Here is a 10,388-nt window from a genome sequence, read left to right on the forward strand (position 1 = left end):
ATCTCGGTCGGAATTGACCCGAGCTTACGCCACAGCGCCTTGGCGCAACGCCTTGCGCGAAGAGATGCGCTCCCCGGGGCGCATGAGAACGTTGTTTTCGACTGTACCCAGACGGAGCGTTTTGGGTTGCGTGGCCCAGGTACGATGGACTGGCTCGGTGAAGCAGGTCTGTCCGCACCCGAGTCGGTGAATACTGCGCTTGCCCTGCCTTGCGGCACGTCAGTGCTGCGGCTGGGTCAACATGAGGTGCTGCTGACGGCGCCTCCCGGTGGCAGCGGTGCGCGGTTGCGCGAGTTGCGCAAGGCCTGGCACGACAGTGAGCTTCCGTCCAAGGGATACGAAGCCTATCGCGACGAGGGCTGGGCGTGGTTCGTGATATCCGGCCCCGCAGCGCCCGCGCTGATGCGGCGGATCTCGATGGCCGATCTGAGGCCGGAGAGCCTGAAACCGGCTCATCTCGCCCAGACCCGCGCCTTGCATCTGGATGCGGTTGTGGCTCGTTTCGACCGTTTTGGCGCGGTGTCCTACGACATCTTCATCGACATCGCCTCGGCGGCGTTTGCGCTGGATGTCCTGACCGAGACCGCGGCCGGAACGGATGCCGGCTTTCAATTGGCTGCTCTTCATCCCGCTGAATAGTTCGGCTCTCTCCTGGTCCTTGCCCGCAGCAGCCGGAGCGCACCGTCGTCGCCGCGTCTATACCGCGGCAACCAGCTGCACCTCCACGGGCGCATTGCCCGGCTTTTTTTGATGTTCGGGCTGCCGGTATCGCGCTGTGATGCGCTAAGTATGTGCGTTACCGAGCACCGCCCGGAGCCCTGAGTCGTTCTGGCGGAGACGTTCCTCGATCCATTGCGCCGTGCGGTCGTAGGCGTCCGAAAACAACTCGGAATGCCGACTCCAATCCATGAAGCCGATCGTGCTCGAAACCTGCGGACAGACCAAGACATCCTCGTCGCCGACGGCAATGTCCTGCGGCCCGTGTGCCAGCACACTCGCGGCTATAACCTGAAGCATGCTCGGAACCTGCGGCAAGGGGGCACGGCCGAAAGGGTTCAGCAGGGCGACCGCCAGTTCCGATCTTCCGGGGATGCGGTCATAGTCGATGTGGTATTTTTGCGGTCCACTGGACCCAAAGCTCACGATGACATTGGGGCCGGTCTTGAGTTCCCTCATCTGTTCCAGCGGCAAATTGTTCATGATGGCGCCGTCCACCAGCATATCGCCGTCAGCCGTAAAGAACGGTGGCAGGACACCCGGGAGCGAGCCGGATGCCCGAACGGCTTGCCAGAGTTTTCCACGACGGTGGACATGGGGCTGACGGCTGCTCAGATTGGTCGACAGCGCAAAGAACGGAAGCCAAAGATCTTCGATCAGAACGTCGCCGTATTCCTCCCGAAGGGCTCGATCGAAGGCTTTGTGATCCAGAAGCGCGAAACGCGGCAAGGTGGGGCGCCGAAACGCCCGACTCTTGACAAATATGTTGTGCGTGCCGCGGTCGATCTGCTCCGCATCCAACCCTCTTGCGAAGCCGGCCATCATCGCCGCTCCGGAACTCGTCCCGCCGAGGTAGTCGAAGCGCCCGCCCGCCTCGACGAAGGCCTTGTAGACGCCCAGATGGGCGCTGCCCAGGGACCCACCCCCCGCCGCCACGAAGCCACGTGCCTTGCAGGAAATAAATCGGACCAGGCGCTGGATATCAGCCCCGTCCTCCAGCGCAACATGATGATGCTGGCCGACATAGGGACGGTCATCGAGCCACGCAGAGGTGCCGGAGACCGCAGCCGAGCGATTGTCGTGAATTAGGACAAGCCGACCGGTCGATGGTGGATGGACCGATAGCACCAATTCCTCGGACGTGTTCAAGCGAGGCGAGGAGGACGCGTTCGCCAGCAACAGGACGGTATCGGCCTGGCGAATGCAGACTCGTGTCCATTCATTAGGTTCTTCATCGGCGACGTAGACAACGAATTCAGCTTGCGCCTCCAGTTCGTTCAACCAGTTAAGGATCGGCTGGTCGTCGATCGGACGACCTGCGAACTTCGCGTGGACATCAAGCCGGGAAACGAACTGAGCGCGCGTGACCGCGCCGAGCTCTTGCTGTAGGTGCCCGATGAAAACCGGTGAGATGCGACTTCCGCCGGCTGCAATGATGGCAAGCGTTCGGATCTTGGCAGGTTTCTGGAGACGTGACAAAATCGGAGATTGCGTGGCGAACCGGCGCGCCAGAGATATTGTGACCGCCTCTCTCAGGTTCGGCAAAGCCTCGGCCGCCTTCTCGAAATGATTACGACTGATTTCAAGGACGATCGAATCGCGCGCTGCAAGGACAGTGGCCGTACGGGGCAGCCCTGCAAAGAAACCAATTTCGCCGACTAGTTCGCCCTGTGCGATCTCGGCGACCGAGCCAATCGGATCTCCTTTGTGTACCGTAAAGCGACCGGACAGCACGACGAAGAACCTGTCCGATGGATCGCCTTCGCGAACCAGGACCTCACCGCGCCTCAGGACCCGACGGTCGGATTCGGCAGCCAAAGCCTCGAGCGCCAGCAACGACGCCCGATCGAACATCAATGTCGCCGACAATAATCTCGCGGCGAGAGAATCGACGGAGGACATTTGAGCCATCCCGGGTACGCATTCGCTCCGGTAATTGTTGTACCGCTCGTGTTTGCAGCGTCGCAAGGCGCGATCCGAGCCGAACCGCAACGTTGCCGGCTGGAGCCCGTCTATGGATCAAAATTCTGATGTGCCGACCTTATGCCAAGCATTGGTTCACTGTGGTGTCTGCGAGACGCTCGATCCGCGGCAACTGGTGGGATTCGCCAGGCCATCTCGAAGGCGCGCCGTCGCTGCGGACGTTCAAGCGAAGGGCGAGACTCCGAACAGCCAGCCGTGCAGCCAGAGCCCGAACAATGCGAAAGCCACCAAGCCGATGCCCACAGCAATCAGGTCGCTAAGCGGTCGCACGACCGCGGGTGCCGGATCCCCGCGTGGAATGACGGCAATGAGATCGACAATCGCGTAAACCAGAAACGCTCCGAAGACTAGGAGCGAGGCAAGGTCGCCATCGGCCAGGAGGTGGCCGATGGCCCATAGGATGATGCCCACCAGCACCGGGTGCTTCAGCCGATGCTTGATTGCACCCGCGGGCAAGTAAGCGGCTGCCAGAAAGACGGTCCGCTTTGAACATCCGAGGCCCGAAGCTGCCGGTCCTCTCGGCCCGAAACGCGCGTCCGAGTAGTGGCTTGGCGATGTCCGTAGTTGCGCAAGCCGGACCTAGCGAGCGACCGCATAGTTGTGGTCGTCATTAGACAGACGAGCGAACCGCAAAACTGCCCGCACTAAGGCATTGATATTGCTGTTGTCAAAACCTGGAGATTTTGGAGCTACTCCCCAGCTTTCGGCCGCACATCCGGCACACTCTGGGCTTTCGGGAAGCCATGACCGAACCGGAGAATTGTTTGGACTTTGAGGGTGGTAGAGGGAGAGGAACCGACATCCAACCTTCTCCAGCAGAAAATGCGTTCCGCGCGTGTTGCGCGACCCTTTGAACGCTTTCCAGCGTCTCCTCGGCCAAAACCACCGCCCGGGGCGGATCATCGTTTTCGGGAGTGCGCAAAGGCGAAACGACCAAAATCGTTAGCCCCACGGCTTCGTACCAGCTGAAGCAGGCTCAGCCTATTGGAACGATTGGGATCGAGAAGTGTTCTCATGGCGACGGGACACGTCTCAAAGGAACTCCAAAACCATGAAGTACAAACAACAGATAATCTCGGGGACCGCGCTTGGCTTGCTGATGGCGTCCTCGCCGATAGGCGCCTACCCGTTGCAAAACAGCGCCGACCTTTCCAGGCAGGCGACGCCGCTTATCCTAGTGCAGTCCGTTTGCCAGGAGGGCGAAAGCGCCGAGGCCTGTGCCGCTCGCCAGGCCAACGAGGCGCCAGCTTCCGAGCAGCCGGCACCACCGGCAGAACCTGCTCCGGCACCCGCGCCAGCGCCTGAGGCCGCACCCGTGCCTGCGGAAAAGGCCCCTGCAGAAGCTGCACCTGCGGCAGAGCCTACCCCCAGTCCGTCAGAACAGGCCCCGGCCGAGCCGGCTCCTCAGCCCCCAGAACAACCCAAAGCGCCTGCGACCGAGCAGCCTGCTGCTACGCCTCCGGCTGCGACCGAGCCGGCTCCGCAGCCTCAAGCTCAACCGGAAGCGCCTGCTGCAACCGAGCAGCCTGCTACCACGCCTCCGCCCGCGAAGGAGCCAACTGCACCGCAAACCGAGGCTCCGGCAACGGGGGCTCCGGCTGCAACTGAGCAGCCCGCAAAGGCGGGTCAAGCACCCGCCGACGCGAGTGCCGCACCTGCGAACCCCGACGCAGCCCCTGTTTTGGACAGTCAGAAGGAATCTGCTCCGACCAATGGACCAGCACCCGCAACGACGGGAGAGCAGACGGCCCAACCGGCACCGCCAGATGCGGGTCCCCCTCCGACGTCGGACGCTTCAGCGACCGAGGCTGCCCAGCCTAAGGAGATTGAGTCCGTAAAGTCAGAAGAAGGCTCGCGGCGCGACCGCTCGCCCGATGAGGAGGGGCGAAAGCGCGAGCGTCCGGAGGGAACCGACGTGGTCCGCGAGATCGGCGACCGGATCATTGTCCAGTTCGGCGACCATATCACGGTCGAAAGTAACGACCGGCCGCGCATGACTCGCGGCGCCAAGGAGGTCTACTATGAAGACCTTCCCCGTGGCCGCATCCGCGAGACGATCGTGCGCGAGAACGGCAATCAAATTGTCACTGTGCGGGATCGATATGGCAACGTGATCCGGCGCTCCCGCATCACTCCGGATGGCCGCGAGTTCGTGATGGTCTATGTTGACGATCAATACTATCGCGACAACAGCTGGCGGGATCCGGGCCTCGATCTGCCCCCAATCCGGCTCACGATTCCGGTGAATGAATATATCCTAGATGCGGCCGACGAAGACGACCCGCAGCGATACTACACGTTTCTGGACCAGCCTCCGGTCGAGCGCATCCAGCGACTTTACTCCGTTGACGAAGTGAAGCGCTCAGCCCGTCTTCGTGACATTGTCCGCCGCGTGGACCTCGATACGCTGACTTTCGAGACCGGGTCAGCTGATATACCTGAAGGCGAATTGGGAAAGCTGAAGGGTCTCGCCAAGGCCATGGAAAAACTATTGGGCGAGAATCCGGCTGAAACCTTTCTGATCGAAGGTCACACCGACGCTGTCGGCTCGGACGAAGCCAATCTCGCGCTATCGGACAGGCGTGCCGAATCCGTCGCGTCCGCCCTCACCAACAGCTTTGCAATTCCGCCGGAGAACTTGGTAACGCAGGGTTACGGCGAGCAGTATCTGAAGGTGAAGACCGAAGAAGCCGCTCGTGAAAATCGGCGGGTTGGCATCCGCCGCATCACGCCACTAGTCGCGCCTGTAGCAAGCGCCAACTAACGCAATAACAGCCGGCGATTGGTCATCAATCGCCGGCTGCCAGAAGTCCCGATCTCGGCCGACCCGGCACTTTTCGCGGCCGGATGCTTGGTAGCCGCTTTGGAGGCATGGCTGTGCCGTCCTCCATAAAACTACTCCCCGCGGCGGTGAACACCACACCAGCTGATTCAAACACATCACATATTCAAGCACATCACATACGGCGGCCCTGCTCCGTTGTCTTGGATGAGGATTCATTTTGAATAAGCCCCTCTACTCAACGCAAGACGTTGGCTATCTAGTACCTGCATCTGGATTTGAAGGCCTCGTTTTGTCTGCAGCCGAAATCGTCAGACCGGCAGCCCGAGCTGCTTTCGAAGGCTTTTGTCGAATGCGGACGCGGGGACGAAGCGGCGCAGGAGACTGACCTGGCGCGCCATTTTGCCCGCCGCATAGCGCCTCTTGGGCGCGGGATCCGTCGCAGCCGCCAAAATGGTCTTGGCTACCACTTCGGGCGCATCGCCTTTTTCCATCGATTTCCGCACGGCTATGGTCATGCCAGCGCGCGCGGAGTCATAGACATCAAGCAACTGATCGGGGGCGGCGAGATTGTCCTCGAATGACGTACGGGTATAGGCGGGCTCCACCAGTGAAACGCGAATGCCGAACGGGCGCAATTCGTGATCGAGTGATTCGGAATAACCTTCGATGGCATGTTTGGTCGCCGAGTAAAGCGCGAAATAAGGGGCTGGGATAAACCCCTGTACCGAACTCAAATTAACGATTCTGCCCTCCCCTTGGCGTCGCATTGCCGGCAAGACCGCGTTAGTCACGCGCAAAACGCCGAACACGTTCACGTCGAACAAAGCCTGAGCCTGTGCGATCGAGGACTCCTCCGCGCCGCCAAACAGACCCATGCCGGCATTGTTGACAAGCAGGTCGATACGTCCGGCCTTAGCCAGAACGTCATCGACCATTTTCGCGACGGACTCATCATCGGTCACGTCACAGGCCAGCATGGTAATGCCACCGGAGCTTTCGGCGGCTCCGCGACGGCTGGTTCCGAATACGCGAAAGCCAGCGCTTAGCAAGGCGACGGCGGTAGCCCGCCCGATGCCGGAAGATGCCCCTGTCACCAGGGCGACGCCAGGATTTGTCTTGTTCATGGAAATCATTTCTTTCTTTGTGTTGGACAGGAGTTGGGGAAGTATGAAAGGCCGGAGCGAAGGGGGGGTCAGCTATGAGCGCCCCTGGCGCTCTCGTCGGGTCGCTGGCGCGGTCCAGCGCCTGAACAAGGCGCTGGCATTCACGCCGCCAAAGCCGAAGCCATTAGAGATCGCGTACTCCATCTCCATTGGCCGGGGCTCGTTTGCGACGAAGTCGATGCCGTCGGCGGTCGGATCGGGAGCGCTCAAATTGAGTGTCGGCGGTGCCATCTGGTCCCTGATTGCCAAGATCGAGAAGATGGCTCCAAGCCCGCCGGCCGCGCCCAGCAGGTGTCCGGTCGCCGATTTCGTCGCGCTGACAGCTATCGCGAAATCGCGCCCGAATACGCTCTTGATCGCTTCGATCTCACCCAGGTCGCCGACTGGCGTGGAGGTCGCATGCGCATTGAGATGACGAACCTCGCGCGGCGAAATCCCTGCTTGCGCGATTGCGATCTCCATGGCCCGGCGCGCACCGCCGCCGTCCTCGGGACCAGAAGTGACGTGATGAGCATCCGCCGTCGTGCCGTAGCCGACGAGCTCGGCGAGCGGCTTTGCGCCGCGCGCCAGCGCGTGGCTCAACGCCTCGATGACCAGCACGCCGGCTCCTTCGCCCATGACGAAGCCGTCCCTCGACATGTCGAAGGGGCGCGAGGCTTGAGCCGGCGCCCAATTGAAGCCGGTTGAAAGAGAGCGTGCGGCAGCAAACCCACCGAGACTGACGATGTTCATGCACGCTTCCGTACCCCCGCACACGGCAATATCAGCTTCGTTCGCGCGGATGAGACGGGCCGCGTCGCCGATCGCCTGGATGCCGGCCGCGCACGCCGTCACCGGTGCGCCCAATGGACCTTTGAAGCCATAACGGATTGAGATCTGGCCCGCTGCGAGGTTCACCAGGAAGGACGGCACCGTAAAGGGCGACAGGCGGCGGGCGCCACGCAGGTCGACCGTGCGCACCGCCTCGGTGATGGCTGGGAACCCGCCGATCCCTGAAGCGATGATCGTGGCTGTGCGCAGGCGATCCGTCTCCAGGACAGGCTTCCATTTCGCCTGCGCAAGCGCCTCTTCCGCCGCCGCCAGCGCAAAGAGAATGAACCGATCTACCTTGCGCTGATCCTTGGCAGACAGGACGTCATCAGGATCGAAACCAGCGTCCGGATCTTCATCCAAGGAGGGAACCACGCCGCCAATCTTCGCCGGCAGGTCTCCCACCACATCGTCCGGAAGCCTACGGATGCCCGAACGACCGGCCAAAAGGCGTGACCAGGACGCTTCAACATCGGCAGCAAGGGGCGTGACCGCTCCCATGCCTGTGACAACAATCCGTCGCATTTATTTTCCTATCGATTCAGGTGCGCCGCCAGAACGACTCGGCTGTGCCTGGGGCCGGCCTAGCGCGACCGGAAGAAAGACCAGAAGGGCAAGCGCCGAACACGTGGTCAGGATGACGGCAAGGGAAGCGGACGGTTGCAGTGGCAAGATGCTGGCAAACGACGAGCCGATGGCTGCGCAGCCCATCTGCAGAAAACCGAGCAGCGCGGATGCCAGCCCGGCCTGCCGGCCAAAAGGATGGAGTGCGATCGCGGTGCCGAGCGGATTGATCAATCCCATGCCGAAAAGATACAGCGCGATGGCCATGGTGAAGGTCATGAAGGTCGGTGCTGCGGCGAACGCGAACATGGAGAGGCCGCCAGCATGTGCGATGACGAGGCCGATCGTTCCAACAGTACGCTGGCCCCAGCGACGAGCCAGGCGGGGCGCGAGAAACCCCGCCGCGATGACGATCAGAACCGTCGTCGCGAAGGACAGTCCGAGTTCGGAGGCGGTAAGGCCCAGCTCGCTCATCAGGACCGCGGGCGCCGCGGCGAAAAAGGTATAGAGCCCGCCGATGATAAGGCTGACTGAGAGGGCGGGAAGCAGAAAGCGCGGATCGATGGCTAAGCGGCCATAGGCGGATGCCACGGCCGAAGCCGCCAGCGATGACCTGCGGTCCGCCGGATGCGTCTCGCCGACGCGCCTGTAATAATGCAGCGCGAGGGCCACGGGGAATGCCGCAACGACAAGGAAGGTGATCCGCCAGCCGAAAAGGCCATCGAGCGCACTTCCGAGCAAAGGCGAAAAGCCCGGCGCAGCCGCCCCGGCAATCATGGTCAGTGCCAGAGCCCGTGCGAGCGCCTCGCCGTCGAACAGGTCACGTGCGATGGCGCGAGACAGAACCGAGGCAGCGCAAGCCCCTAGAGCCTGGACTACACGGCCGAGCACCATGAAGGACAAGGTGTTGGCGAAGGCACAAACGACGCTGCCCGCGACAAAGACTGCAAGGCCCCCCAGCACCAGCCAACTCCGGCCGAAGCGATCTGAAAGTGGTCCGGCCAGAACCTGTCCGAAGGCGAATGCAACGAAGAAGCTGCTCAAAGTCAGGCCAAGTTCCCGGGAGGAAACGCCGAGGTCGGCGCCAATCCGCGGAAAGGCGGGAAGGATGATGTTGGTGGCAAGCGCGCCGAGCGCAGCCAGACCGGCAAGCAGGAACAGAATTCCGCCGGTCAGGTGGCGCTCGGAAGGCGCGGGGTTCGCGATCGAAAGCGCGGACATCACGGCTTCCTGCTCACGACCAAGCATGTCGACGTGCCATGCGCGTGAAGCCTGCCCTGGGCGTCCTCTATCCTGCCCTCCAGCGTGATGACCGTCCGGCCGCGCGAGACCACACGGCCGATCACACGCATTTCGCCGGAATCGACGAAGATCGGGCGGACAAACTTAGCGGTGGTTTCATGTGACGGACAGGTTTCACCGGGCGAAAGCGTCGTCTGGGCGGCAAGTGCCATGACGGTGTCGAGCATCGTCATGATCCAGCCGCCGTGAACCGTATTCGTCAGGTTGTAAAAGCGCGGCTCTGGGGTGGCCAGGAGCCCGACCTTGCCTTCCTCGGGAGGAAGCAAGGTGAAAGGGAGCGTCTCCGCCATCGGCGGGCGGGGAATGCTCCCCTCCGCAAGCCTCGCAACCAGCTCAAGCCCGGACCAGCCCGCCATGTCGGCGATTGAAGCAATTGCGCTGCGCGTTTCCGCCGGGGACATCGTCACGTGCGCGCTCCCGGCTGGGCAACGACTACAGGCGACCCTGCCAGCACGTACTCGGCCGCCGATTGCAGGAATTGGCTCGACAACTGCTCGTCGTTGACGACGCGCGAGAGAAGCACGGCACCGACCATTGTCGATAGAATGGCCATGGCCTTAGCGCTGGGCTTTTCGCCGTCCGCCGGCCCAACCCAACTGCCGAGCATCTCAAGGTATTCCTTGATGCCGGCCTCGAATGACGCCTTCACCTCGTCGCCCTGCCTGGCAGCATCCGAACCGAGCGCAACGACCGGGCAGCCATCCATCCTTTCTCCGCGATGGTCCGTACTGAGATAGAACGAGATCACTGCCTCGAGCGGATTCTCCGGGTTTGCCGCAGTTGCGTCCGACCAACGGTGGGTGGCGCTCTCCATCGCCCGCTTGGACGCCTGCGCCGCCAGATCCTCCTTTGACGCGAATTGCTTGTAAAAGGCGCCCTGCGTCAGCCCCGCACCCTTCATCAGATCCTTGAGGCCGATGCCGTCAAAGCCGCGCTCGCGAAAAAGGCGGCTTGCCACATTGATGACGGTCTCGCGGTTTTCTGCGGCCTGAATTCGGCTCACTCGCATCGTCGCTCTCCTTTTTTGATTGCGTTCGTAATCTATAAACGATATAGAAGTCGAA

General features: G+C 61.9%; 9 protein-coding genes. 2 read left to right on the forward strand and 7 right to left on the reverse strand.

Annotated features, from left to right (window positions below):
• Nucleotides 1-144 precede the first annotated feature (144 nt).
• Complete coding sequence (locus DH08_RS03725) at nt 145-639, forward strand: hypothetical protein (RefSeq protein WP_192177954.1); 495 nt, start codon at nt 145-147, stop codon at nt 637-639.
• 144 nt (nt 640-783) lie between these two features.
• Here DH08_RS03725 and DH08_RS03730 read toward each other — a convergent pair whose 3' ends face one another.
• Together DH08_RS03730 and DH08_RS03735 are read right to left on the reverse strand one after the other, a co-directional pair.
• Nucleotides 784-2,619, reverse strand: coding sequence for a patatin-like phospholipase family protein (locus DH08_RS03730; RefSeq protein ID WP_192177955.1), 1,836 nt, complete (start codon nt 2,617-2,619; stop codon nt 784-786).
• Nucleotides 2,620-2,862: 243 nt separating this feature from the next.
• Nucleotides 2,863-3,171 (reverse strand): NnrU family protein, encoded by a 309-nt coding sequence (locus tag DH08_RS03735; protein WP_282595015.1) that lies wholly within the window; start codon nt 3,169-3,171, stop codon nt 2,863-2,865.
• Between the two features lie 1,444 nt (nt 3,172-4,615).
• Here DH08_RS03735 and DH08_RS37050 point away from each other — a divergent pair.
• The gene (locus tag DH08_RS37050; protein WP_345892341.1) at nt 4,616-5,464 is read left to right on the forward strand and encodes an OmpA family protein; all 849 of its coding nucleotides are present in this window, start codon (nt 4,616-4,618) and stop codon (nt 5,462-5,464) included.
• A 329-nt stretch (nt 5,465-5,793) separates the two neighbouring features.
• On the opposite strand, the gene DH08_RS03745 is transcribed toward DH08_RS37050, so the two are convergent.
• From DH08_RS03745 to DH08_RS03765, 5 genes are all read right to left on the reverse strand, one after another.
• Nucleotides 5,794-6,609 (reverse strand): oxidoreductase, encoded by an 816-nt coding sequence (locus tag DH08_RS03745; RefSeq protein WP_192177958.1) that lies wholly within the window; start codon nt 6,607-6,609, stop codon nt 5,794-5,796.
• Nucleotides 6,610-6,681: 72 nt separating this feature from the next.
• On the reverse strand, nt 6,682-7,983 hold the full coding sequence (gene fabF / locus DH08_RS03750) for a beta-ketoacyl-ACP synthase II (RefSeq protein WP_192177959.1): 1,302 nt from the start codon (nt 7,981-7,983) through the stop codon (nt 6,682-6,684).
• Entirely contained in the window at nt 7,984-9,243 is a 1,260-nt protein-coding gene (locus DH08_RS03755) for a multidrug effflux MFS transporter (RefSeq protein WP_192177960.1), read from the reverse strand. It lies immediately after the preceding gene.
• Nucleotides 9,243-9,725, reverse strand: a complete 483-nt coding sequence (locus DH08_RS03760) for a PaaI family thioesterase (RefSeq protein ID WP_246800680.1) — start codon at nt 9,723-9,725, stop codon at nt 9,243-9,245. Before DH08_RS03760 ends, DH08_RS03755 begins: the two co-directional genes overlap by 1 nt.
• Nucleotides 9,726-9,727: 2 nt before the next feature.
• Nucleotides 9,728-10,333, reverse strand: a complete 606-nt coding sequence (locus DH08_RS03765; protein ID WP_192178022.1) for a TetR/AcrR family transcriptional regulator — start codon at nt 10,331-10,333, stop codon at nt 9,728-9,730.
• Nucleotides 10,334-10,388: the final 55 nt, after the last annotated feature.

The sequence above is a fragment of the Mesorhizobium amorphae genome (genome assembly GCF_014843845.1).
In the GTDB taxonomy this organism is placed as follows: domain Bacteria; phylum Pseudomonadota; class Alphaproteobacteria; order Rhizobiales; family Rhizobiaceae; genus Mesorhizobium; species Mesorhizobium amorphae_A.